Here is a 24,839-nt window from a genome sequence, read left to right on the forward strand (position 1 = left end):
GTTAGTTTTCCAATGTATTCTTGCCGTCGCTCGCGCGACCTATATTTTATCATAGAAGTATCTCCAGGTATTATATCGTAGACACGATGTATTCGTGTCTACTTCTGAAGCTTAGCACGAGTATTGGCGTCGTCAAGCGGTCTAAGTGGCTGTTTTGAAGCATGTTTTAGCCTCAAATGAGAACATAAAGAGAACAAATGACAATAGCGAAAATCGCATTCGGCTCGGTCGTCAATTCGATTGCCGTTACAAATATTTAGGCCACCGGCAGAGCAAAACCGCCAGATCGCATGCTGTATAAAGCGCGGAAAGATCATCGGAAAAGACGAATTGAACTGTTGAGCGTTGATGTTGCCGGCGACGCATCTGACAAGTTCAGCGCAACCGCCCTCTCGATAGCATTCGACCCCGTAGGTATGCGGCCGCCCACTCTCGGCAAGAATTCCGGTTCGATGCATAAAATTGTGAACAAGAGTGTCTATAGCGATCATGTCGACGCCGGCTTGAAACCAACGGGGACGGTCGCTTGAGGCACCCAGCAAGACCGACGATAGAGTCATCGCCAGTATCTTGTCCGATATGCCGTAGACGTGGCGAAGCGGCGCGATAAGCGGATCTCTATCGAACCCTTGCGGGAAAGAGGTGCTACTCGCTAGCTGCTTATCGATCCAGCCGACGAGATCATTGTTTGCAATGTCGCGGACAAAGAGGAAGAAGCTATATGCGGTTTGATTAAGGCGCCCGTTGCGCAGCTTATGCTTTGGTAACGAACACAGTTCAATGTGTTCCGGCTCAGAGCATGTCGAGCTCGTTTTGTCGTATCGACACCCATGAAAACTGCGATAACTTCGCAAGCGGGGGCAGGGAACGTTCTGTTGGAGCGCTCCTTGTATCGCTGACCAGCTCGCGTTTCCGTGCTTGTCGAGGTACGATCTCGCGACGGCGTCAGAGACCCCTTGGTAGCTGAAGTTCGTGACTAGCCAGTCAAACAACCGTGGGGTGTTTCGCTGTTCGATGGCCTGTTGGATATTGTGGGCGTCGAGATCCGCCTTGATGTCGTCTATCAAGTTTATCGAACCAGCGAGCTCGCATACTCGATTGACGATCTGAATCGGTCGCTTGAGCTTATCGCGCAGAACGCTGTCGCTCAGGGGAACAGCATTTAGCCCAGTAGCTAGATGAGCGATATCAGCCTCCGTTGCGCATCACTATCGCCGTCGATGTAGCGTTGTGTGGTCTGAATCGAGCGATGGCCGGCTAGAAGCTGTACATCTCGCAATGAGCCGCCCGCACTATGAACCGAGCGGGCTGCTCTCGTGATAAAAGTGCGGCGGCCGGAATGTGATGAGCAGCCGTCGAAGCCTAAGGCCCCGAACTTCCGGTAAAACCAAATAACAATGCTCTCTGGGCTCATTGCGCCGCCACGTTCTGATCGAATGATGGGTCCTTCGCTATAGCCTGATGCAAGCAGATCGCCCAGAGCTAGGCGCAAATGGGCATGAATGGGAATAAGTCGGCCGCTTCGCTTCTTGGCGATACCGTCGCGGACCTCAATACTTTGGCCGATCTCGCCCGTGGGCGTTAGGACCATGTCCCACGTCAGTTTGGCGATTTCAGCAGCGCGCAGGCCTGCCTTGACAGAGAGCAGCACAATGACCCGATTACGAAGAGGGTGTCGCGTCTGCTCGGCGAAAAACAAGAGATCGTCGATGTGGTCGGCCGAAAGTATTTTGGCCTGCTTGCCCGACATGTTGCTCAGCAATCGTTGTTGTTCGATTCTAGAGCGGCAGAGCCGAAGATCAACGGAAATATCGCACTATCGCAACTGATAAGGTTTTTAGAATTTCTTGATCACTTTTCAGTTGGAGTGTTCGTTTCGGCTCGACGTGAGTATGTGCGCGGCGCCGTATGAACGGCCGCTTATTCCTTTTGACTTGTTTGAATCAAGAGGACGTTTATGCCGCCGTCGTCGAGCGCCGCGACGGTTCGCAAGTCTGGCGGAGACATAAAATCAGTTGGACCCATAAATAGTTGCAAGACCTCGCCGCCCATGCGGGACATGTCGCCCACATAAAGCCCGCGCCGCTTGCCTCTGTGTCTTAGCGCTCTCGCGGCGGTCAGTCTCAACAGGTCTCGGATCGTTGGGGACCAGTCATATTTGGACACTCTATAGACCTGGCGGCCGGATTCAGAAACCCGTCCGGGTTGGGAAGGATCCATATCGTAGAGCATTTCGACGAGAAAGTTCGCTAGGCTCAACACGCCTGGGGCCGAGGCACGAAGAGGATTGACGGGGCCGGAAACGAACCATCCCCCATCCGACAAAATTCCGTATCGTCCGGAGCGATTATCGAGGGAGAAATCACGAACCTTTGGATCGAAACCGGGAGACACTACCGAAAATCGAGGCCATCGCTCGTAAAGCCAGAATTGCGGCTCATCCGGCGTGGAGGCATTGGACCGGCCAACGACTTTCGTTTGCATTAGAACTGCTCGCCAATATTCCTTCGACTCGGCATTGATGTGCGAATGTAGGATCAGGAGATCGGCTAACTCGCACCTTGTCGTAGGCACGGGGTACGGCGGTGGGTCTGCGACGCGCACCATAGGCGATTGGTGGCAAAAGACTCCGGCGATACAGACTTTGATATTTTGACCAAGGATCGGCTGCCAAGCCCTAGTAATTCTATCGGCGCCGTTCTCGATCAATGAAGCCACGAAATCGATTTCAAGGCGCGGCGGGCGCGTCATGCTCCCGAGCTGCTTTTGGCATACGTCGTCAACGACAGACTGTGCTGTCGAAATTAACGCTGGCCGAATGCGCATTGGAAAAACGATAAGAGAACCTTACCTGAAAGAACCGAGGCTTTGCCTTCGCTTGATACTATCGCAAAAGTTGCAGTCATCAATAGATCTTCCACGATCTGATGTCGCGGTAGACCTCGTTCTCTCGTCGCATGATCATGTGCCAGGCATGTTGATTGGCTGTCCGGGCAGCGCCAACTGATAAGGTTTTGAGAAAAGCTTATCAGTTCGCGTTCGGTCCGATGTTCGATCGGGCAAAAGAGGGAATTGCGGCGGCGCGAGTGGCAGATCCACTTGGCCACGTGCGTTGCGGGCTTTGAAGCGGCCTCAGCTAAAGGAATCTAACGGAAGCTGATCAAGGCAGGACAGCGTTGCGATGATGGTCAGGCTCATAACCTGAAGGTCATAGGTTCAAATCCTGTCCCCGCAACCAACACTCCCCTAGACTCTAGGGGGGCGGCCGCCCTCCCGGACATCCTGAGCAGGGCGGCGAGTTGGCCATAAATGTCGATCCGCACAGGCTTGTACCGGCCCTGTGGATGAAGGACGACTTTCTCACAATCTCCCGAACTGCGTCGTGGGCGGCCAAGCGGCTGTCCTCATCTGACTCCGCCAGCGCCTTCTTCAGGGTTCCGTATCTGATCGCGGTAGGCGTTCACGGCATTGGGGTGAAATTCCACGGCAGGCGGTACGACTTCGGCGATAGCCGCCTCGATCTCGTCCCGTTGCGCTTCGAGAGCCGTCAGACGATCGCGGAGGGCGCGGCTCGGAGCTTCACCCAGCAGTGCATCCACCGCTTTTGAGATCGCACCGTTGATGTTGCCCAGCCGCTTTTCCAGGTCACGGCGGCGGTGCGCGGTCGAGCTGTTCAGCTCACGCGACATCCGCTGATACTCCCGGACGTACTCGGCGATCAGCTCGGGCGTGGCCAGCTTCTCCTCGATGCCTTTCAGGACAAGGGTCTCGATTGACTCACGCGGGACCGAACGCCGGCTGTCGCAAAAGCCGGTTTCCTTCATGCGCGAGCAGAACAGGATTGAGCCGCGCTTGTCACTGCCGCCGACCACATATCCCGACCCGCAGCAGCGGCACTTGATCAGCCCGGAGAGCAGGTGTTTGGGTCGCGTGGCCAAACGATGACGGCAAAGGCTACAACATCGTGATCGCGCCCGGCATCGCGGTGTCGGGCAAGATCGTGCTGCGCGAACCGAAACCCCAGGCCGAACATTAGCCTGACTAGATGACCGGTCGGTAGCCGAAGCGGCTAGCCTCGTGGACGCGTTTCGCGACCTTATCGACAAGGCTTCTTGGCCAAACTGGCGCAAGGATGAATTCGTTCGGGCCGTTGAGGCGCTGGCTGAAGCCCAGCTCGTCACTGAAGCGGTGATTGCGATGCCGGGCGATGCCGGATTCCGGGAGCGCTTTGCCGCTGCCTTCATACTGTTTGCGAAATGCTGAGGCTCTCCTACGGGAGGGCCTTTTCTCTCCGGCAAGTAGCAGAATTAACTATGACGCAGGTCGGTGCACCTGATGGATGCCGCCTTCCTAGGACTCGCCAGAAAAGTGTAATAGATTGTTAACTATCGACTTTCCTTCAGATTTGAGGGCGGTGCAGCAATGCGCGTTGCTGTCGTTATCTTGTCCTGCGTTTTTGCCCTCTCTCCCGCTATCGCCGGCGAGGTCAAAGGCGTGCCGGTGATCGTCGATGCGGACACCGTGTACGAGGGAAATATCAAGATTCGCCTGAGTGGAATCGATGCGCCGGAGACGGATCAGATTTGCCTGGATTCTTCCGGCAAAGCTTGGGATTGCGGCATTGAGGCTAGAGAAAAGTTGAAAGCCTATGTGCGCGAACAATCCTGGACGTGCGAGCTGACCGGGCAAGACGTCTATAGACGGCACCTTGGATCTTGTACGGTCGCTAGCGAGGACGTCTCACGCTGGCTGGTTAGAAACGGTTGGGCCCTCGCGTTTCGCAAATACTCGATGGCCTATGTTGCGGACGAGGCGTTTGCCCGCGAGCAAAAGCGCGGCCTTTGGAGCGGCGCTTTTGTCGCTCCCTGGGAGTGGCGTCACCGAAGCAATAGTACCGTAATCCTCGGCTCAGTCGCCGTGCCCGTCCAAGCGCAGCGAATGCTGATGGCGCCGGCTGCCGTCGCCGAGCCGCCTTCGCCGAACTGTGTCATCAAGGGCAATCTCAAGAGCGCCCATCAATGTATCTATCACGTGCCTGGAGGGAGGTTCTACGATCGGCTGTCGATGGATCGAAACTCATCTCGCCGTTGGTTCTGCTCGGTGGCGGATGCTGAAGCCGCCGGCTGCCGAAAATCTAAGCTCTAGCGCCAGGCTGACACCGTCATGAGTTTAAGCGGCACCCGCCAATCACCCCTCGCGCGCATTCTTGGCCTCCTCAGCCAACCGGTTCATCACTACCGTCCAGCCACTAATATCTTTCTCGATCTCAGCGTCGATCGCATGGCGGACGAACTGCGATTGCTCGAGCGAGGAAGAGAACGGGGTGCCCAGAACCACCCTTCGTCCGATGCGCAAACACTGGACGATGTCGAACATCAGATCATTGAACGGATTGAGGCTCATAAGCAGGACTCCCACACTATCTATCTTGACCACCTCCACACTTACGATGAACGGGTGACCGCGCTTAGTTTCGAAGAGCGGTTTGCTACCATTCAGCAGGCCGCGCCCGAGGCGGTAGGGGACTTTCGAGCGGAGGCCACCATCGGTCGGGACGAACTGTTCGCCCTACGCCGGCGGCTCAATGAGTCCGAACTCGAACGCGAAAGCTTCCGGAGCCGCCATCGGATTGAAAGGCCAGCCAGGCTTGCTAGCCTCGGGAAGATCATTCTCAAGATTGGCATTCTCGCAATTCTGTTCGTCATCGAGGTCGTGATCAACGGCAGCTTTCTCGCCAATGCCAATATCGGCGGTTGGCTCGGCGGCGTGACGCAGGCCGTCACTTTCGCGGCGTTAAACATCCTGGCTAGTTTTCTTTGGGGCATGGTGCTTATACGCCTGATCAATCGTCGAAACTACTTCCTGAAGTTCGTCGGCGTTCTCTCGTTCCTGGCCTACATTGCCTTTGCGGCCGTGCTCAATTTGATCCTTGCGCATCTTCGCGAAATACCCCCGACCATCAGTGGCGACGTCGGCCAGGAAGTCCTGCACCGGCTACTCACCGCGCCGTACATGCTGATGGATATCAATTCTTGGGTGTTCTTCAGCATTGGCCTGATTTTCTCCCTGGTCGCGATGGCCGACGGATTGATGTTCTTCGACCCCTACATTGGCTATGCTGGCCTGGAGCGCCGCTGGCTGGAGGCCAGCAACCAGTTTGCACAGGCCAGGAGTGACCTGATCGAGCGCTTACGCGATATCCGTCAGGACTCCACCGACGCCATGAACGGTGCAGCCAGTGATCTTTCCGTTCGGCGCAGCGAATACGACTCGTTGCTGCAGGGGCGGGGGCGGCTCGCACAGCGCTTTACCCAACATCAGAACCAAATTGAGCAAGCCGGTCGCGCCTTGCTTGAGATCTATCGCGAGGCAAACCGCCGAGCCCGCACAACGCCTGCGCCGAGTACCTTCTCGCGCGCCTACGCGATGGAGCGGATCATCTACGCGGGAGGGGAACCGGATTCGAGCGCCCGGGAGCATCTGCGCCAGATGATTGCCGAGACGCAAGAGTTATTGAAGCAACAAATTACCGCCATTCATGACGCCTTCGACAGCGCCGTGAAGACCTACCGCGAAATCGACGAACTTCTGCCGGAGAAGAAGAGTGGCTAGAAGACGTCCAAGACAGCGTAGCGCACCCGGTATCGGCTGGTCGGGCGTGGGCGGCATTCTGCTTCTGATACTGGCCCTCGCGGCTGGCGGGGCCCTGGCCTATGTCCTTCTGTCAACGCCCAAGCGTCCGGTGCTTGATGCCCAAAGCCTGTGCCCCGTTGATGGACCCCAGGGCATCAATGTGGTGTTGGTCGATACCTCGGATGATTTGCCGGAGACGACGCGGCGGGAAGTCCTCGTCATTCTCGATGATCTAATCGCCACTCTACCGCCGTTCTATAAGCTCGATATTCGAGTGCTGGATATTGCGGGCGCCCGCAGTCGGTCTCTGTTCTCGAAGTGCAATCCGGGCGATGGGGCCGGTTTGAACGAATGGACAGATAATCCTCGAATTGCCCGCCTTCGCTGGATCGAGAATTTTCGTAAGCCAGCTTCAGACGCGGTGAAGAACAGCATGGCTTCGGCCAAGGCGGCAAATTCGCCGCTCATGGCCGCGATTCAAGATATCGCCATCGACCAGTTTTCAAGCGCGGCTAACCAGAACGCGAAGAAGACGCTGATCGTGATCTCCGACATGATCGAGTACACGCGAGATTACAGTCAGTATCCCACCGCTGGCGATCTCTCTTTCCAGCGCTACAAGCAATCCCCTGCCTATTTGAAGTTTCGCACTGACTTACACGGCGCTACAGTCGTCATTCGCTATGTGACGAGGCAGCCTAAGGGCCAGCCGTTGCTCAACGACATCAAGCATGGCGAGTTCTGGATCCAATGGATGAAGGATAATGGCGCTTCAACAACGGCGGTCAAACGGTTGCAGGGGACCTAGGCGTGACGATCAAGGACACCATGCGCCGTTTTCCGCCAGGCCTCCTCAGTGGGCTGCTGTTCTTCGCTGTCGTTATCATGGGCAGCGGTTACATTGTCTTTTCTAAACTTCACGAGTTTCCGGCGTTCTACGTCACTTCCGTTCCAGTGCTGATCATGGTCGGCTACGCGCTTCTGTTGGGTGTCGCGCGTCTGTTTCGCCTGCGGGACGACCAATCAGGCGACAACCTCTACTACATGGGCTTTCTGTTCACGCTGACGAGCCTCGCGGTCTCGCTGTATCAGTTTAAGTCGGAGGACGGTGCGGCCGAACAGATCGTCCAGAATTTTGGAGTTGCCATTGCGTCGACCATCGCGGGCATTTCGCTCCGTATCTTGTTCAATCAAATGCGACGCGATCCGGTTGAGGTCGAGGCAACAGCCCGGTTGGAGTTGGCTGAGGCCTCAAGACGGGTGAAGCGTGAGCTAGAGAGCACCGTATTGGAGTTCGGCTACTTCCGGCGCATGACGCAACAATCGATCACGGATGCCCTCGACGAGATAAATGAAACACTCGGCAGCGCGAGCGACAAGCTCGCGAACGACATAAAAGCCTTCGCTCAAACGGCAGGTCGGCCCCTGGAGGAAGCGTCCAAGAAATCCGGGGAAACACTCGATGACCTCAGCGGGAGAGTTGTCGAGACGCTGGACGCGGTGTCTGCGCGGTTGGTCCGTGAAGGCGATCAACTATCGCGCAGCACCGCAACCATCTCAAAGGCGATTGATGGCCTCGCAACCAAGCTTTCGTCACTGCAGACGCCCGATCAGCTCATTGAAATCAAGCTGTCGCCGGTGATTTCGGCTCTCACACGCGCCATCAACTCATTCAGCAAAAGTGCCGAGGTCCAGGCGGAAACGATCGAGGCGAACCTACAGCAAACTCAAGCCGTTGGTGCGGCAGTTGCTAGGCTCATGCAAGAGATTCGAACCGCTGAAGCTGCACGGGCCGCTGACGAAGCATTGCGGACGAGATGATGCAGCCTTGTAGCTCTCTCAAGGACGAGTATGGCTATGGATGGTGAAATAATTCAGCAGCGCTCATCGTACCGGCAAGGCCTCGTTCTTGGTCTCACGATGGCTGAAATCATGCTCTTGTTGGTATTTTGCCTGCTCATCGCTATGGCAACTTTCTTAAGGTCGGAACAATCGAGGCGACTTGCTGCCGAGCAGAAGCTGTTTCAGCAGGAGGAGCAGAATAAGCGCGACCGTGATGTCGTGGCGGCTCTGCGCCAGAACACCGCAGTTGCCGAGAAGCTGGAGAGCCTTTCTGGCCTGACTGATCCTCAGGAGATCGACAAATATTGGCGGGAGCTGGTCGATAGCCGCACGGCAATGGCCGACCTTGAAAAGAGCGGGATCTCGATCAAGGAGATTCGTGACCGCATTGCTGATCTCGAAAAGCTGCGGTCGAGCGGTCTTGACGTCGACAAGGCTATCCGCAATGCGGACACAATCGGTGCGATCAACCGCGCGCTGGCGAGGCCGGGACAGCCGTCGGTATCGACATTGGCGATCCTGGAGGCAATTGAGCGCGGAACTACAGGTGCAGGTCCCAGCGGGCACCAATGGCCGCCGATCATTACCTTGAGCGATGCTGCGGGCTATTCGTTCAAGAGCGGAAGCGCTGAACTCTCGCAGAAACTGATGGATGCGCTGGTGGGCAAAACGCCTGAAGAGATTCTTGCCTACATCAAGAAATATGACGTCGATGTTATCGAGGTTGTCGGCCATACCGACGAGCAGCCGTTAGGTATTCGGCCAACAAACTTGGACCGCGATCTCCCTTCGGTCCTCAAGGGCACCTCGAACATTGCAACCTTGATTCCTGCCGACAATGCGGGGCTTGGACTGGCGCGGGCCGTTTCTGTCGTGAGCGTGCTCCGGAAGAGTCAGTTGTTGGCGCCATACAAGCTCCTACCGTTATCCGGAGCGCAGCTTGTAAACACGGACGAAACGCTAGCGATCGAGGGGGCGTCACGGGACGATCCGCAGCGACGCCGCATAGAGATTCGATTGCGGAAGTCGGTGCCGCGGGAGGTCACCGCAACCATTGCGCAGCCGACGATTGTTACACCGCCACCGCCCGTGCCGAAGCCGAGGCCAGTTCAAAAGCTGCAACCACTACCGATCGCGCCACCCCCCAAGCCGGTCCGAACACCATTGTGGACGCCTGGTAACTAATGATGGGCGTGGCCGTTGGCCGGGCTTTAGGCTTTGCCCGAAGCCGCTGGGCCGTCTCCGCCCTGCGGGTCACTATCCCTCACGCAAGACATGATGCACTCCTCGCCGGAGGCACTCGGTCAAGCAGCTGCCTACCCACCGAGAAATGGGCGGCGATGGCGTGCAGGGCGCCGATCTGCTGCATGCGCTGGCCGGCATGACCGTCGTCCAAATCCTCGACGGCAAAAACAAAGCGGTCTCTCCAAGACTCGAGAACCTTCTCGGGACCGTCGACCCAAGTATCTCGAGCCGCAAGCCGGTCCCAGACGAGTTCAAGGGGCTCCGACGATTCCTTGTAGTCGTCAGGATCGGCGCAGGTCAGAACGGGCAGGGGACTTTCGGCGCGGTGGACCTTCGGAAACTGGATCAGGAATGCGTCGAACGGAGGGGCCAGCCGCGTTGTGATCTGATCGTGCCCGGGAAGCTGGACGTCGAAAAACTGGGACTGCACGACGGCGCCGTGGAAGGCTTTTTGAGTGACTGCGTTCTTTCCGAAGATCTGACGGCGCTCAGGGAGCACCGGTAACCGGACCGGTCGTGTCCACTTGCTAAACAAACTCACGGTTTGTGATGCCAGTCAGTCGACTGTCCCCTCGCTTGCTCCTGCTTCCCCAGCAGAAAGCCTACACCAGAAACGGGCACATTGGGAACCTGCGCTGTCTGGCTGTGGAATTATTGCCGCGACAAGCGTCAAGCGCTTCAATGCCCAGCCTTAGTCTTTCGACGTAAGTCAGCGAAGCGCCGTTGCGCACAGCTTCCGGTTGTTATTACCTAGGCTTTGGCGGCTGGGGCGCCCATTTAATGAGAATCATACTTGTAATCCTTATTGCGCTAGCGACGGATGTTGCGACCGCGCACGCAGACCCGCTCATAGAGAAGCTTCGAACATGCCTTTCAATCGAGGACATGACAAAAGAGAGACTCGATTGCTATGATTCGATCGTTCCACCAGAACCCAAGCTGAAGCCACCGCTTGCCACTGTCGTTACTGACTGTCGGTACTTAAGGGAGGAAGACCAACGAATCGTTTGCTTTAATCGATTTGTGCAGCCCTCGTCGCCTCGCTCTTCTCCGCATAAGCTCCCGCATAGCACGGTGTCGGTAGTCCGCGCGCCACCGACGACTTACGTTCATCATCCGCGTGGTGGTTGCGGATCAAGAGGGGGCGCAGGCTACCGTCTGCCCAACGGCAAATGCGCTAGTCGCAAGAGATAACCTCGACCAACGAATGGAGACAACCCGTGCGAATTGTTGCGCTGATTGCTCTGCTTTCCTTCGTGTCGCCCGCGCAAGCGGACGATGGGCAGCCGAGTCGGCTAGACGGACTTAGTAAGTCAGCTCGGGACATGATGCCTTCTCTACCATCTGTGTCGCTGCCGTCACTGCCTAACCTTTCTTTGCCCGATTTATCCGACGCGACTGGAAAGATTATGGGAGAGTTCAACACGTTTACACAGCAAGTCAGCGATGCGCTGCCGATCCTCGAACAGATGGGTTATGAGGTCACGACGTTCAAAATAACCTGGGGCTTGCCTCCCAAGGCCAAGCTACGATTGAAGTCAACCGGCAATCCGGACATTCAGAAAGTCAACATGGTCGCATCAAAGGCGACGAACAACGGCGTGCTGGTTTCTGCACTAATAACAAGCGCCGCTACAGCAAAACGTATTCAAAGCACAATGCGTCTCGGAACTCCCTACCTCGACGTGGACTTCGCGGTGCCGCCAAGGGTCAGCATGAAGTTTCTTGGTAGTAAAACGAGCGACAGAGATGACTCAATTCGAGATACGGATGAGCTGGAAATCGTCTGCAAGTAGTTCGACACCAGGCGAAATCTAGCGGGGCCGCATACCTTGGCGCCGCGCCTCGTTTGCCAGCGCGGTCCCCTTTGGTAGACGCAAAACGTCAGGTCTGGCGGTAAATCAGGGTCACTCCTCCCTACGCGCCAAGATTGACGTGGCGGCCTGGCTGCGCAAAATCGCATTTTCGCATTTGCGATTTCCAGGACTTCCCGGATTAAAGGTCGCCCAACTTGCTGTTTTCAGCTGCCGATTTGAATATTAGGAAATTCGTACTTCCGCAGAGCGCGGTTCACGGCGGCAGTATGGCTATCATTGCCTATTTCGCCCTGGTGTGGGCAGCTGCCGGACAAGACGCCGGTCGGGTTGCCCGGTGCGTGTCGATTCAAGATGTCGATGAACGGATTGAGTGCCTGGAGGGCAGGAGCAACGTCCCCGATGCGTCGGCGCTTGCGCCTGGCCGTCCAAGAGTCCCCCAAGCTGGGCCGAGCTATGACTGCCGGATGGCAACGGCGTCGATCGAACGGGCGATCTGCGGAGACGCGGCACTTTCGGAATGGGATCTGCGGATGGGCCAGCAGTATCAGCAGGCTCTCCGGCTCAGGAAGGGCGTTGATCGTCAGTCTCTTATCGAGAGTCAACGATCGTGGATACAGCAAAGGAATAATGTGTGCGCGGCGGTCGCGGGCAACAACGTTTGGTCCTGTATCGTTGACATGACAAAACAGCGGATCGCCCTTCTGTCGGAGCCCTCCCCAGCGAATGCCGATCCCTCGCCGATGGCTTCTCCGTCTCCGATGCCGCAGTCACCGCCCAAAGCGCAGACTCTTCCCCCGGTTGCTCCGCCGCCTGTTGCACCGAAGAGCTCCGGTCCTTCACCAGCGCCGAAATCAACTCCATCTGCCGACTCGACGAGCGGCATAAATCCGCTGCTTGTGCTCATTTTTATCGTCGGCGCCATCGCCGGCGCGATCGCCGTCTACAACAACATTCGACGCCGCGAAGAGGAGCAACGACGTGCGGCCGAACGACAGCGGCTAGTCGCAAAATACGGCGCCGAGATCGCTGACCGAATCCTGGCGCGTGTCGTCTGGCAGGGAATGACGGAGGAACAGTTGCTTGAGTCCCGCGGCCCCCCAGCCGATAAAGATTATGAAGTCAGGAAGTCCGTCACTAAAGAGACCTGGAAGTACGGTCAAACCGGGAAAAACCGCTTCAGCAACCGCATCTTTCTTGAGAACGGCATCGTCACCGGCTGGAAAGAGTAAGCAGCCTCACCTCGATACGGCTTTGTAGTTTTCGTCTGCCTGAAGGTACTCGGCATACGCGATCTCGACGGGAGCGTGCAGCTGCGTTCTAGCATTAAGCACGCGCGCGTGAAGCTGCCTCAGCTCCTCGTAGCCGTTCCTGACCGCCTGCTCCAGCTTGCGCCGCTCTACCCCGATCTCATGCTCGATTTTATCGATGTCACGCTTGTCAACGCCTGTGGCTGCGTTGAACCTGAAGCCTGCTTCGACCGACTGGCGCCACGCGTAAAGGGCCCCGCAAAGCTTTGGCCCGAATCCAGGTACGTTCTCGACCGCTGTGCTCAAGAGATCGGCCGCTGTCTCGATCCCATAGGATTGCAAAGTGCGTTTGCGGCCGTTGCCGATGCCCTCGATGCTAGCCTTATCGATCTCGAACTGGTCCAGATAGCGCGACAGCTGCGCTTGCCTCACCGACGTCCTGAGCTGGTCGAGTTTCGATTTCCTCAGCGTCGGAAGATGATCAACCAAGGCCTTCAGGCGCAGAACCTCTTGCTTCTTGCTGTCGAAAGCGCCGGACCCGGCTCGCTCGGTCCACTCCTGTTGGGCGCGTAGCCAAGTGTTCCGCGCATTGGCTTCGGCGTCCCGGAATTTATAGACATCGCTGGATTTATCGAGCCATCTGCGCCCGCCAAAGAACGTGACAAGCGCCGCAATGAGAAAAAGCAGTGGTGCCGGTGCGCTCAGGCCGCCGAACACGCCGATTCCGCCAATGACCAGAGCCATTGCGAAAGCGAGAACGTTTGCGCGGCGGAATGAGTTCGCCACCGAGACCGCCTCCGCGCTAGGTGCTGGCCGCGTCGCTTGAATGTTCGGGGCAGGGCCGGGGCTCTGCAAGCCTTCGATCTGTCGCCAAAGCGCCGTGAGATCGAGTGCGGTGACCTCGCCGCCGAGGGAAACGAAGGGGAATAGCTCCGTCCGGGTGGCCGCTTCCATTGGGCACCATGGGCAAGAAACCGCTTTATGGTGCCAGTGGGATGGATTGGCGCGGCATTGGATAAGGTTTTTCTCAAGCCCCGTTAGCGCTTGAACCCAATCCTGCGGTTCCGGCCTGCCACCGTTGATCATCTGCTTCGCGAAAGCACGTTCGAACAGAAAGGCGACCTCGTCGCCGACGATCGACAGGGCCGGCGTGTTCGGGGGCCTGTCCATCTGCACGTCCGCGCGCATAGCGCTGTAAGCGAACCGAAGTTCGGAGATCGCTTTCGGGATCGGCATATCTCCACGTCCGAGGAAGCGCCCGGCGAAAGGATGCCTGCCCATGAACAGAAGCAGGAACAGCATTACGGCAAGACCAAAGCCGTCGTGGTTCACCGTTCTCACGATCTGGCGAAGGTTCTTGCCCTGCAGCTCGGGCGGCGTGAACGTCTCGACGCCAACTTCGCAAAAATAGCGCTTTCCTTGGCCGGTGATCTGAAAGCTGTCGCAGTCGATCAGCTTGACCGTCGCATCCGGCGCGACCAGAACGCTTCCTTCGTTGATATCGCCAATAATGCTGCCCGTGGCATGCACGGCGCCAAACGCCCTCGCGGTATTCGTACATGCGCGGACCAGGAAACGCCAATCGGCGCGTGTGAACTCCGTAAGTCTGCTTTTAGGGCTATAGAGTTTATGGATGTCCTTGGCGTTCTTGACGCGCGGGAGCAACAATCCGACCGGCGCGCGCCCGGACTTTGCCAAGAGAAGACCGGAGGGCCACGCTGATACCTGGTTCAGGATGCCGTTCGAAAGCGACGACATGAACTCGATTTTCGCTGCTCTCTCCGGGGTAAGCGGTCGATGATAAACCTTTGCAACGAGGTCTTCCGACGACCTGATGCCGTATACGGCGCCTTCGCCGCCCTGACCGATCAGGGTATCGAGGCGGATTTCGCGGCCGGAGGCATCGACAACTTCAGGAGGCGGCATCGGCAGAAGGGGCCCCGGGTTCGTAACGCGTCGCGAGCACCAGCGATTTATCATCATCCGTGCGCGCGCAAACGCGTTCTGAGGTCAAATAATTCAACAAGCTTTGCGACAATTCATCGTCCAGTCCCTCGTTCGGTGCCTGACGGACGGGGGCGATCATATTATTGAAAAAGGGATCGTGAACGGTCTTGGTCCCATAATGAAGGACAAGGCTCTCGATGCCGTCCGAGAAAGCCGAAAACTCTCTGATGCGCCGCGAAACTGCGTCGAACTCAAGAACCTCTGCCGCATTGCTGGCTGTGATGAAGTTCGTGCTGTTGATATATTCGCCGTGTTGGGGCCAGAAAACGTAGGACCAGCCCTCGTCTCCTTCCTCGCGAACGACCATCGCGCCGTCGCCGACCTGGAAGAATACGGCGTCTTCAGCAGCGATCACGGCGACAAGAAGAGTACAGGCGAACTCTCTCGTTGACGCGCCACCCTCCGACGCAAGGGTCGAAATTGCCGTCTGTATCTGGGCCAGCCAGTTGAGGGCGGCGTCCCGATCGATCGACCTCACCAAGCCGCCGGCTTCAAGGAAGTTTTCGATCAGATTAGTTGCGGTTGTCACCGCCGCACGCGATCCGATCTCGGAGTGCGCCGCGCTGCCGGCACCATCCGAGACCGCGGAAATAATTACCGGTCCGTTGGGGGTCTGAACGAGCCTCACGCGCACGCTGTCCTGGCACGGCTTATCGTTTTTGATATGCGACGTGCCGATCGCGCAGGTGGCGGCTATCCGCCATTTCATTGAGCTAGACTTCGGTCCAGCCGCTTGGCGGCGGCAAAGCGACACGGTCGCCGGTGCTGGAAGCCGAAACGCGGCTCAACGAACTCGACAGCCACATGAACAACTCGCGGAAGTTCAGGCCATCGAGTTTGAGCGGGCCGCGCGGCGCGATCTGAGCAAGAATTCCCATATCCGCGTTGACCACGCCGATCGCGAAGAATGAGAACTCCTTCTTTTCTTCGCCGTCCTTCACGAGTTGGGCCGCTCGCTGCCAGCTGTCGGTCGGGGAGCCATCGGTGATCAGGAAAATCCAAGGCCGGTAGTACGAGACGCCATTGTCCTTGTACCGCTGTTTGCGTTCGCGGAGCATGTCGATGCCTTGCTCGATCGCCGCGCCCATGGGGGTATCGCCTGTTGTCGAAAGCGTCGGAGGATGCCAGAAATCAGGCGTCTGGAAACCAGAATCGATATTGACGGGGCCAAACGTGACGACCCCAATTTCAACGCGCTTCATCGCCAGGGCATCATTCGCCAACTGGTCCTTCAGCGTCGCGATGCCTCGGTTCAATTCCGATATCGCTCGCCCCTGCATCGAGTGCGATGTATCCAATAGGAGGAGGCAGGGGCACCGCGGCTCCGGATTGGTGGTGAAGTCGTCGCTTCCAAAGCCGACCTGTTCGAAGCCTGACATCGGTTTTCCTCACTATTATTGTGGTGTTAATTGCAGCGGCGGACCGATCGAGTCCGTACGTACTTTCGGCCGCGGCCGCGGCAAAGGGATGGGGCCTTCAATGGCCGAATATTGATCAGGCGAAGATTGAGCGAGCGAGCCAGTGGTCTCGCCCACCGGCGTTACGGGCAGCGAGGAGCCATTGGAGGCGGGCTCCGGGCGACTGACGATGTAAATCAGCCCGAGCACGAAAGCGATGATGACGAACGGCGTGGCGGAGTAGCGCCTGCGCGTCGGCAAGGGGGTGGTGATAAGCGCGGCCGGTGCTTGGGGCTGGACCGTTGTAGAATAAGATAGACCGGACCCAGGGATGCTCACGGTCAGTCGTGAGGGTCCATGTGGACTTACATTGTAGGTGAAGCCCTTTCCGCCAAATGACAGGCTGGAACGCCTCAATCCGACGTTGAGGCGCACGCCGGGTATCAGCTTTATCGATTTACGAAAGCGCAGCCCCATTTCTCTCCCTTTGGTTGAATTATTCGACCAAAAGAAGAGAGTTTTCAACCTTCCATAGGCGCCGGCGGATACGACTTTACGTCTAGAGCGAAATATTACTGTCTCGATCCTACAAAAATACCGGTGCGCCTTTGCCCCTTCTATTGTTGTACAGCGACACGAGTTTGCTGGCAGGTGTCTTGGAAGATGGGGATTGCCGAAGCAAAGTGCGCAAAACCACTGCTTCTGGCTTGACCGCGTAAACCGGCGAGTTCTAATTTTGTTCTCAAATGCGCGGGTGCGATTCTGTGAGCCCCGCAGCCAGCTTTTCAACGAAACAGGAAACGCCCATCCGGGCAGCAAACATGCACGAGATCATCTGCCCTCACTGTACCAAGGCCTTCAAGGTCGATGAGTCCGGTTACGCGGATATCCTGAAGCAGGTCCGTGACGCCGATTTCGCAAAGCAACTGCACGAGCGGCTGGAATTGGCCGAGCGCGACAAGCAGAGCGCTGTTGAATTGGCCAAAGCCCAGGTTGGTGGATATCTGCAGAAGACCGCCGCTGCCAAGGATGCGGAAATCCAGGAGTTGAAGTCCAAGCTTGAGGGGAGCGAGGTCGCTCAGAAGCTTGCTGTCACCGAAGCGCTCAGCGTGGTCGAGAAGGAGCGTGACACGCTGGCGCACGCGCTCGCGCAGGCGGAACGCGAGAAGAAGGCTGCCTCAGAGCTTGCTGAGGCGCTTTTGGCCAGCGAGCAGCACAAGATCACGGCCGCCAAGGAAAAGGAAATCCAGGAGCTGAAGGCTAAGCTTCAGGCCGTCGAGCTGGAGAAGAAGCTCGCCGTGACCGAAGCCGTCGGTGCCGTCGAGAAAGAGCGCGATGAGCTGAAGAACGGCATCAAGCAGGTCCAGCTTGAAAAACAGCTCTCTGAGCAGTCCCTCAAGGACAAGTACGAAACCCAGATCAAGGATCGGGATGACGCGATCGAGCGCCTCAAGGATATGAAGGCCCGCCTCTCGACCAAGATGGTCGGCGAGACCCTCGAACAGCACTGCGAAACCGAGTTCAACCGGGTGCGCTCGATGGCGTTTCCGCGGGCGTATTTCGAGAAGGATAACGACGCGCGGACCGGCAGTAAGGGCGACTACATCTTCCGCGACGCGGACGAAGCCGGCACCGAGCTCATCTCGATTATGTTCGAGATGAAGAACGAGAGCGACAAGACCGCGACGAAGAACAAGAACGAGGATTTTCTCAAGGAACTTGACCGCGATCGCACCGAGAAGGGCTGCGAGTACGCGATCTTGGTCTCATTGCTTGAACCGGATAATGAACTCTACAACACCGGCATCGTGGACGTCTTCCACCGTTATCCCAAGATGTACGTCATCCGGCCGCAGTTCTTCCTGCCGATGATTACGCTGCTGCGGAACGCATCGCTCAATTCCCTGAAATACCGGACTGAGCTGGCGCTGGTTAAGGCCCAGAATATCGACATCACCCAGTTCGAAAGCCAGCTGGAGACGTTCAAGAACGGTTTTGCCAGGAATTACGACCTCGCTTCCAGAAACTTCCAGACGGCAATCGCCGAGATCGACAAGTCCATCGACCATCTGCAGAAGACCAAGGATGCGTTGATGGGTACGGATCGCAACCTGCGCCTTGCGAACGACAAGGCGCAGGACGTGACGATCAAGAAGCTGACGCGGGGCAATCCCACGATGGCAGCGAAGTTCGCGGAGCTTAAGAGCTCGCCTGCGGAAGCGGCTGAATAGCTGCTTCACGATTTCAAGATTCGTCTCTGGAAGGTCAGCGTTTCTAGGCTGAATAGACGTGATCCGTCCAGCCTAACGGCTATTCGAGTGTGGGGTGGTGTCTTGACAACCGAAGTCGGGCGCTCTCCATTGATGCAATCCATGATTTTGCATTTCCAGATATACAATTTTCGCCGGAACGCATATGGCAAGCGATAATGAACTATTCGATTGGTGCGTTGCACGCCCGCGCTGGCAACAGGAAGCCATACGGCGCCTCACCACCAAGCCGGCTCTCGACACAGATGAACTCAAACAGCTAGAAGATGCGGTAAGGGCGGAAGCAGGGATTACCGCCGGAAAGGCGCCCGACTGGCCTGCGCTGACGAAAATTCACCTCAAGGCGGGCAATCAGTTCGCGCCGGTCACCGTTCTGGGCTCGATCGGGCCGTTGCGCAATATCGACCGGTTGGCTGCGGCACAGCCGCCGCTCAAGTTTGCCATCAACGGCGTGACGCTGATTTACGGTCCGAACGGTTCGGGTAAGAGCGGGTATTGCCGTATTGCCAAGAAAATTTGCCATTGCCTGCACGACGTAACCCTACGGGGTAACGTGTTCGAGCCGGCCACATCCGATCCCCGGGAGGTGAGCCTGACCTTCCGCGTCGATGGTGATAAAACCCGCAGCGTGCTCTGGGATGACAGAAGGGCGGCGCCGCCGGAACTGGGCCGAATCTCGGTCTTCGACAGCGATGCCGCAGGACTGTACGTCGACGCCGAGCGCAACATCGAATTCTTGCCCTTTGAGCTTGCTCTGTTGACCAACCTCGCCGAGGTTCTGCGCATCCTGGACGCCCGCTTCAAGGCTGAGGAAGCGGCCTTGAACAAGGCGCACCAGGCGCCGCTGCCGCTCGGATACGAGAAGCGCACCAAGGTATCGGCGCTGATTGGGGCCTTGAAGGCGGACCAGAACCTTCCCACCGCGCAGGCGTTGCGGGCCTTGGCGGCTTGGACTGAAAAGGACGAGTCTGCCTTTCAGGCGCTCGCGCTCGAGCTCAGCAAGGACCCGATTCTTCTGTCGAAAGTGAAGGAGGCCACCAAGTCGACCGTCGAGACGCTGGTTGCCGATGCAAATACCATTGTCGATGGGATCGGCAATGCCGGCCTTGCGAAACTGAAGGACGCGCGGGAAAAAGCAGCGGCCACGCGCGAGGCGGCGAAGGCAGCCGCTTCCGCCTTGGCCGAGGATTCGGCGGTTCCGCAGCTGGGTAGTGAGACCTGGCGCCAGATGCTGAGGTACGCGCGCGACTTCGCCGCCGAAGCATACCCGGACCTTCAGCCGCCCCAACTGGCTACCGCTGATACCTGTGTGCTCTGCCATCAGCCTCTCGATGGACCTGCCCGCACGCGACTCGTTGCTTTTGATGAGTACATCGAGGGCCGAGCCAACGCGGACGCCGAAAAGGCAAAGAAGGAGTTCGGGGATGCCGCGCGCGCCATCCTTGAACTCAAGATTCTCAGCAGTCAGGAGATCAAGAGCCGCCTCGTTAACTTCGTCGAGGGCTCGCCGCCCCGTCAGGCGCTGGCGGACAAGCTTGAGAGGTTCTACGGCGTCTGCCAGGAACGTCACGCTTTGGTTTCAACAGCCATCAAGACAGTCGAGTACGCAGGTCTTGAGGGGCTTGCGGATCTCGACCGGTCGATCATCGACGAACTGCTGGTTGAAGTCACCGTCCTTGCCAACGAGATCAAGGGGCTGAAACCAACGACCGACGAGACCGCCAAGCGGCTGAAGCGTCAGCAAGAGTTCGACGAGCTGGAAGCGCGGAAAAAGTTCTCGGCTGACATCGACACCTTCGTGGCGCGACGGAATTCACTCGATCTGTTCCTGAAGACCAAAGCGTGCGTCACCGCCTGTTCTGTCGCCGGGATTACCTCCCACATCACCCGCATCAGAAGGAAGGTGCTGACCGCGTCCCTCCAAACCAGTCTTGAAGACGAGATCAAAGCCCTCGACCTTCAGCATCTACCCCTAAAACTTGCCGACCGAGGGGAGGTCGGCAAGAGCAAGGTGCATATCGGACTGGAGGCCCAGCAGAAGGTCGGGAAGAACAGTGACATCCTGAGCGAAGGGGAAAAAACGGGCGCTCGCCCTGGCAGGCTTCCTCGCTGAATTGAAAGAGGTCGGCGCCAGGCACGGAATCGTGGTCGATGATCCGGTGTCTTCGCTGGATCATGCCCGGATGGAGGCGGTGGCGAAACGCCTGGTCAAAGAGGCCGCCGCCGGGCGACAGGTCATTATCTTCACGCACAATCTCTTCTTTCACCATGCCGTGTTCGAAGCCGCGCGGGACATGAAGGTGCCTCTGCGAGAGGAATGGATCGCCAAGCATGCGGACGGACGGTTCGGCATCATCGACGTCGGTCAGGAGCCCTGGATTTCCATGGGTGTGACGAAGCGGATCTCAATCATCGACGGCTTACTGCAAAAGAAGAAGCCGACCTATTCGGAAACCGATGAGACAGAGCGCTCGTTTGTCACCGATGTGTACAGCAAGATGCGCGAAACCTGGGAACATGCCATTGAAGAGATTCTTTTCGCGGGCGTTGTTGGCCGTTTCCGCCCGAATGTCGCGACCCTCAAATTGAGGGCCGCCCGCGTCGAGCAAGCGGACTACGAGGCGGTGCACGCTGGCATGACGCGGTGTTCTAAGTACTCCGGCCACGACCAATCAGCGGGAGTGCCGACTGACCTTCCCAAGCTCACCGAAATCAAGGCCGATCTCGACAAGCTCAGCGCATTCGTCACGGCCGCGAACTCTCGTCGGAAGGCACTTGAAAAAGAAGGTCAACTGTATGAAGCGGGGCCTGTGGCGGCCAAGGTTCTCGACTAGCAATCGCCGCCGAGTCACATCGCTTCCTGATTTTGCCGCAGCGGGCCGTGCCAGGATTAAAAAACGAACGATCGGGGAGTGTGATGGTGGAAGCATGGTTTCCAATGGTCAGAGATGTGGTGCTGTTCGCCATTGCTGTTACGGCGCTGTGCTCTCGACATTTAACTGGCGGCAGGCGGCACGAAAGGATCGCCGCCAAATCACCATCAGCGCTTCGACTGCAATGCCAACCTACGGCGACCAACTTGGAGCGCCTTACGCGAAGTTGAAGGCGGTCAATACCGGCCATCGCGTCGTGACCGTTAAAACCCTGACGTTCGAGACCGCTGGCGGTGCCCGCCTGGCACCCATGCTCACCGATCGCTTTGCAGGTATGCCGGACACCCGATTGCCAGTGACGTTGTCGGATGGCCAGAGCGCGCATCTACTGTTGCCCTATGCAGACATCGCAGAAGCGTTGATCGCGAATCGCCAGACCGGCGTAATGAAACTTACGCCCATTTGCGTGGACTCGGCCGACAACGTCTATCGAGGCGAACCATGGGACGTTGATCCCCGCGAATTTCTGTAGATGGGTGTCCGCTAGGCGTCGCTCTCCCCCATGAAGATCTGCAACCACCGGCCGGTAAGGTCGGGTGAATAGGTCAGCAGCGCAACCCGTCAAGGCATCCACGCGGCGTTGCACGCGGAGCCTCCTTGACTGGTCGCTCAGGCCTGCTGCCCTCGAATTCTCCCGACCGGCCGCGATGGCGCAGCCGACGAAAAGGGAGATCCTCACATGACCGACACCATCAAAATCCACAGCTTGAACGACAGCTTTCGCCAGACCGCGGCGCCAGACGGCCATCAACAGTGCGTCTGTCACCAGCTGGGCCGTCATGGCGGCACTCATCGACCAGCCCACGACCCGGCGCGAGAACAGGTCGATCACCGCCGCCACGCAAAGCCAGCCCTCGGCGGTCCAGAGATAGGTGAAGTCGGCGATCCACTTCTGGTTCGGCCGCTCGGCAGCGAACTGCCGGTCCAAGAGGTTCGCCGGCACATTCTTGAACTGTCGATCGCCGCTGTCCTTCGGCAAGCGCCGTCGGCGTGGCCGTGCCCGCAAGCCCTGAACACGCGTCAGCCGCTCGATCCGGTGGAGGCCACAGTCGGCCCCGTCGGCGAGCATGTCGCGCCAGACATGGCGCGCGCCGTAGGTGCGGTCGCTCGCCATGAAGCTGTCCTTGACCTTGCCGCCGAGTTCTTCGTCGCTGCGGGATCTGGTGCTGGGAGAGCGGTTCAGCCAGGCATGGAAGCCCGACCGCGACACCCCCAGCGCATTGCATAGCCATGCCACCGGCCAGATCGCCCGGTGCTTCGCGATGAAGACAAACTTCATGTCGCTTCCTTCGCGAAGAAGGCTGCGGCCTTTTTTAGGATATCCCGCTCGGCCTTCAACTTGGCGACCTCACGGCGCAGCCGCTCGATCTCCTGCTGCTCTGGCTTCACCTGGCCATGACCAGGGAAGGCCTGCACCGGATCGGACCCGAATTCCCTGCCCCTCTTGCGCAGAACATTCTCGTGTACGTCCAGGTCGCGGCTGGCCTGCGCCACCGATACCCTGCGTTCCCTGACAAGCTTGACTGCCTCGACCTTGAACTCGCGACTGAACTTCCGTCTCTTCATCGACCACCTCCGGCTTCATGAAACACCTAATCTTGGTGTCCATCAAACCGGCAGCAGCTCACTACGGTCCGCTGCCAAAAGGTAAGACTAAGCTGTCGGACGAGTAACAATTTGGCTTTTCAACATTTCAACTTTGGCCTCGGTCTGGCTAAGAGCCGCCTCAGCACGGGCTTCATGTTCAAGCCGATTGAGGCGGACGTCACACCCGCGCGTTTAAAGAACCGAAAAAGGCCCGTTGCGTTTGTAGGTCATGCTTGCGGACGATGAAGTGCCAGTTCTATGCGACATCGGGCGGGTGCCTTCGACCTTCGAAGAAACCAAGAAGCAGGAAGTCGTGAATCGTTTCGTTCGAGGATATATCGAGCGCCACGGCCAGCAATTCAGGTGAATGATAGGGTTTCGCAAAAGGAGGCAGTTCGTGGACTGATAAGCTTTCTAACAAAAGCTTACCGGTTGGCGACCGACTAAATGGTCTTTGGCTGAAGGTCACCGGTATCGATATCGGAGTAATGCTGAATCATGGCAGGTTGCCAAACTGGAGCCTGATTTCTAGATTGTATCGAGGAGATCGAGGCGTCGCGTCACGGGCTCTGCTCGGGCGCTTTATCCAAGTCGCTCCGACCACTTATTGTGAGAGCTTAGATTTGCCAGCGCAGAACGAAAACTCTACCGATGAGCGATGGAGTGCTGAAGAGATATCGCTGGCGGCTGAAGCCTATATGAACATGCTTGAGGATGAAATCGCTGGTCGCGAGATCAACAAGACAGCCATGCGCGAGAAGCTCAGGGCAGGAGGACTTTCCGGACGAAGCGATGGGGCGATCGAGTATCGCATGCAGAATATCTCCCACGTTCTTGAGACCACGGGACGCGCTTGGATAACTGGCTACAAGCCGGCAGGCAATGTTGGGCCAACAAACACCGAGGTGCTCAAACGAAAAATCGACGAGCTGACCGAGGGAAAAGTCTATCTTCCCCACGCACGCGCGACGACGTTTTCTCAACTCGTTCCGTCGCTCAACCAGTTGATGGGCGTGAAAGCAGTCTACCGACAAGTTTCGTCTTTCGTACTCTGCTTCGGTGGACGAGGTGATCCCAAGGCCAAGGGCTACTACTCATTGCCGGCGGCCGCGGCAAAAAAAGTGGCCGATCAACCCTTCATCATAACCATTGGAGGCGGGAAAAGCGTTCTCCCAGAAAATGATGGGCGCGTTGTCGACCTAGTTCGCCTCAGCCCCGTTTATGGCCCTACGGCACTACTCCTCTCTGATCCAGACGAAGTGCGGCGGCTTGCTCAATGGCCAGTAGCCATTGCTTTGCGCGAAGTGTGGCGCTTCGTGGGAATGCCGCACCTGATCGAAGATCTGGGATTCCTTGACCGCACGATCCTCGCTGGCGCGCAGGACGGAATCATTCGGCCACAACAAATCGAGCGACTTTACGATGCATTGAGAGCCGCCGAACTCGAACCAGCTAGGCTTCCCGCTGGCGCGAACTTCTTTGACGATGGTACCCCCAGATTGGTCAGCTCAAGGTTGCCTTCACTACCGGCCGTAGCGAAGGAAGAAGGTCGGCGTTATTGGAAGCTTCAGCAACTGACTGAACGAGATGCCGCGCTTAGCAAGGAAGCAAAACGCCTAAATGCGCTAAGGCACGGTACGTTTACTTGCGAGGCCTGCGGCTTTGCAAACGCGGATGCCGCGATGTTCGACGCACATCATCCGACTCCCCTGATGATAGGCATACGTACCACCATCGCAGAGCATTTAGAAATCTTATGCCCAACTTGCCATCGAAGAGCGCACCGCACGCCTGATCGCCTCAAACCCGTGGCCCTGCACGAATTGAAGAAGTGGTGCGCGGACGGCCGGCGCTAGCGGCC

At 57.6% G+C, this 24,839-nt stretch carries 22 protein-coding genes, 1 tRNA gene and 1 pseudogene; 14 read left to right on the forward strand and 10 right to left on the reverse strand.

Features of this window, described 5'->3' with window-relative positions:
* Positions 1-98: 98 nt before the first annotated feature.
* The 3 genes from CIT39_RS09110 to CIT39_RS09120 form a co-directional block, all read right to left on the reverse strand.
* A complete protein-coding gene (locus tag CIT39_RS09110; RefSeq protein WP_181955143.1) occupies positions 99-1,067 on the reverse strand; it encodes a hypothetical protein in 969 nt (322 codons plus the stop codon).
* A 107-nt stretch (positions 1,068-1,174) separates the two neighbouring features.
* Entirely contained in the window at positions 1,175-1,750 is a 576-nt protein-coding gene (locus CIT39_RS09115) for a tyrosine-type recombinase/integrase (RefSeq protein ID WP_094975638.1), read from the reverse strand.
* 170 nt (positions 1,751-1,920) lie between these two features.
* Positions 1,921-2,751 (reverse strand): hypothetical protein, encoded by an 831-nt coding sequence (locus CIT39_RS09120; RefSeq protein WP_148667296.1) that lies wholly within the window; start codon positions 2,749-2,751, stop codon positions 1,921-1,923.
* 362 nt (positions 2,752-3,113) lie between these two features.
* Between CIT39_RS09120 and CIT39_RS09125 the strand changes: the two genes are divergently transcribed.
* Positions 3,114-3,238: transfer RNA gene (locus CIT39_RS09125), tRNA-OTHER, on the forward strand.
* 166 nt (positions 3,239-3,404) lie between these two features.
* On the opposite strand, the gene CIT39_RS09130 is transcribed toward CIT39_RS09125, so the two are convergent.
* Positions 3,405-3,938, reverse strand: coding sequence for a recombinase zinc beta ribbon domain-containing protein (locus CIT39_RS09130; protein ID WP_244607549.1), 534 nt, complete (start codon positions 3,936-3,938; stop codon positions 3,405-3,407).
* A 139-nt stretch (positions 3,939-4,077) separates the two neighbouring features.
* Between CIT39_RS09130 and CIT39_RS09135 the strand changes: the two genes are divergently transcribed.
* Both CIT39_RS09135 and CIT39_RS09140 read left to right on the forward strand, forming a co-directional pair.
* A complete protein-coding gene (locus CIT39_RS09135; RefSeq protein WP_094975636.1) occupies positions 4,078-4,263 on the forward strand; it encodes a hypothetical protein in 186 nt (61 codons plus the stop codon).
* Positions 4,264-4,422: 159 nt separating this feature from the next.
* Complete coding sequence (locus CIT39_RS09140) at positions 4,423-5,145, forward strand: thermonuclease family protein (RefSeq protein WP_094975635.1); 723 nt, start codon at positions 4,423-4,425, stop codon at positions 5,143-5,145.
* Between the two features lie 42 nt (positions 5,146-5,187).
* Here the strand turns inward: CIT39_RS09140 and CIT39_RS09145 are convergent, their stop codons facing one another.
* Complete coding sequence (locus tag CIT39_RS09145; protein ID WP_148667297.1) at positions 5,188-5,403, reverse strand: hypothetical protein; 216 nt, start codon at positions 5,401-5,403, stop codon at positions 5,188-5,190.
* Between the two features lie 54 nt (positions 5,404-5,457).
* On the opposite strand from CIT39_RS09145, the gene CIT39_RS09150 reads away from it, so the two are divergent.
* The 7 genes from CIT39_RS09150 to CIT39_RS09180 all read left to right on the forward strand — a co-directional run bounded on the left by CIT39_RS09150 (position 5,458) and on the right by CIT39_RS09180 (position 12,766).
* Positions 5,458-6,612, forward strand: a complete 1,155-nt coding sequence (locus CIT39_RS09150; protein WP_094975633.1) for a hypothetical protein — start codon at positions 5,458-5,460, stop codon at positions 6,610-6,612.
* A 46-nt stretch (positions 6,613-6,658) separates the two neighbouring features.
* Positions 6,659-7,441 carry a hypothetical protein gene (locus tag CIT39_RS09155; RefSeq protein WP_094975632.1) on the forward strand — a complete coding sequence of 261 codons (783 nt, stop codon included), beginning with the start codon at positions 6,659-6,661 and terminating at the stop codon, positions 7,439-7,441.
* Between the two features lie 2 nt (positions 7,442-7,443).
* Entirely contained in the window at positions 7,444-8,454 is a 1,011-nt protein-coding gene (locus CIT39_RS09160) for a hypothetical protein (RefSeq protein WP_094975631.1), read from the forward strand.
* A 99-nt stretch (positions 8,455-8,553) separates the two neighbouring features.
* Positions 8,554-9,660 carry a hypothetical protein gene (locus CIT39_RS09165; protein WP_162308424.1) on the forward strand — a complete coding sequence of 369 codons (1,107 nt, stop codon included), beginning with the start codon at positions 8,554-8,556 and terminating at the stop codon, positions 9,658-9,660.
* Between the two features lie 145 nt (positions 9,661-9,805).
* Entirely contained in the window at positions 9,806-10,225 is a 420-nt protein-coding gene (locus CIT39_RS09170) for a hypothetical protein (RefSeq protein ID WP_148667298.1), read from the forward strand.
* Between the two features lie 715 nt (positions 10,226-10,940).
* Entirely contained in the window at positions 10,941-11,516 is a 576-nt protein-coding gene (locus CIT39_RS09175; protein WP_148667299.1) for a hypothetical protein, read from the forward strand.
* 215 nt (positions 11,517-11,731) lie between these two features.
* On the forward strand, positions 11,732-12,766 hold the full coding sequence (locus CIT39_RS09180) for a lysozyme inhibitor LprI family protein (protein ID WP_094975627.1): 1,035 nt from the start codon (positions 11,732-11,734) through the stop codon (positions 12,764-12,766).
* A 6-nt stretch (positions 12,767-12,772) separates the two neighbouring features.
* On the opposite strand, the gene CIT39_RS09185 is transcribed toward CIT39_RS09180, so the two are convergent.
* Genes CIT39_RS09185 through CIT39_RS09200 form a run of 4 tightly spaced genes read right to left on the reverse strand, consistent with a single transcriptional unit; the run spans position 12,773 to position 16,713 of the window.
* A complete protein-coding gene (locus tag CIT39_RS09185) occupies positions 12,773-14,710 on the reverse strand; it encodes a helix-hairpin-helix domain-containing protein (protein WP_094975626.1) in 1,938 nt (645 codons plus the stop codon).
* Complete coding sequence (locus CIT39_RS09190) at positions 14,697-15,500, reverse strand: PP2C family serine/threonine-protein phosphatase (RefSeq protein WP_094975625.1); 804 nt, start codon at positions 15,498-15,500, stop codon at positions 14,697-14,699. Before CIT39_RS09190 ends, CIT39_RS09185 begins: the two co-directional genes overlap by 14 nt.
* A gap of 4 nt (positions 15,501-15,504) precedes the next feature.
* Positions 15,505-16,170 carry a vWA domain-containing protein gene (locus tag CIT39_RS09195; protein ID WP_094975624.1) on the reverse strand — a complete coding sequence of 222 codons (666 nt, stop codon included), beginning with the start codon at positions 16,168-16,170 and terminating at the stop codon, positions 15,505-15,507.
* A 15-nt stretch (positions 16,171-16,185) separates the two neighbouring features.
* The gene (locus CIT39_RS09200) at positions 16,186-16,713 is read right to left on the reverse strand and encodes a DUF4236 domain-containing protein (protein WP_202975551.1); all 528 of its coding nucleotides are present in this window, start codon (positions 16,711-16,713) and stop codon (positions 16,186-16,188) included.
* A 296-nt stretch (positions 16,714-17,009) separates the two neighbouring features.
* Between CIT39_RS09200 and CIT39_RS09205 the strand changes: the two genes are divergently transcribed.
* The 3 genes from CIT39_RS09205 to CIT39_RS09215 all read left to right on the forward strand — a co-directional run bounded on the left by CIT39_RS09205 (position 17,010) and on the right by CIT39_RS09215 (position 21,292).
* Positions 17,010-18,419, forward strand: coding sequence for a DUF2130 domain-containing protein (locus CIT39_RS09205; protein ID WP_094975622.1), 1,410 nt, complete (start codon positions 17,010-17,012; stop codon positions 18,417-18,419).
* 184 nt (positions 18,420-18,603) lie between these two features.
* Positions 18,604-20,571, forward strand: a complete 1,968-nt coding sequence (locus CIT39_RS09210) for a hypothetical protein (RefSeq protein WP_334273098.1) — start codon at positions 18,604-18,606, stop codon at positions 20,569-20,571.
* 1 nt (position 20,572) lies between these two features.
* The gene (locus tag CIT39_RS09215) at positions 20,573-21,292 is read left to right on the forward strand and encodes a hypothetical protein (RefSeq protein WP_334273099.1); all 720 of its coding nucleotides are present in this window, start codon (positions 20,573-20,575) and stop codon (positions 21,290-21,292) included.
* 796 nt (positions 21,293-22,088) lie between these two features.
* Here CIT39_RS09215 and CIT39_RS09220 read toward each other — a convergent pair.
* Positions 22,089-22,957 (reverse strand): annotated as a pseudogene (locus tag CIT39_RS09220) (IS3 family transposase); the annotation flags it as partial.
* Positions 22,958-23,601: 644 nt separating this feature from the next.
* Between CIT39_RS09220 and CIT39_RS09225 the strand changes: the two are divergent.
* Positions 23,602-24,834, forward strand: a complete 1,233-nt coding sequence (locus CIT39_RS09225) for an HNH endonuclease (RefSeq protein ID WP_162308426.1) — start codon at positions 23,602-23,604, stop codon at positions 24,832-24,834.
* Positions 24,835-24,839: the final 5 nt, after the last annotated feature.

The sequence above is a fragment of the Bradyrhizobium symbiodeficiens genome, from assembly GCF_002266465.3.
Lineage (GTDB): Bacteria > Pseudomonadota > Alphaproteobacteria > Rhizobiales > Xanthobacteraceae > Bradyrhizobium > Bradyrhizobium symbiodeficiens.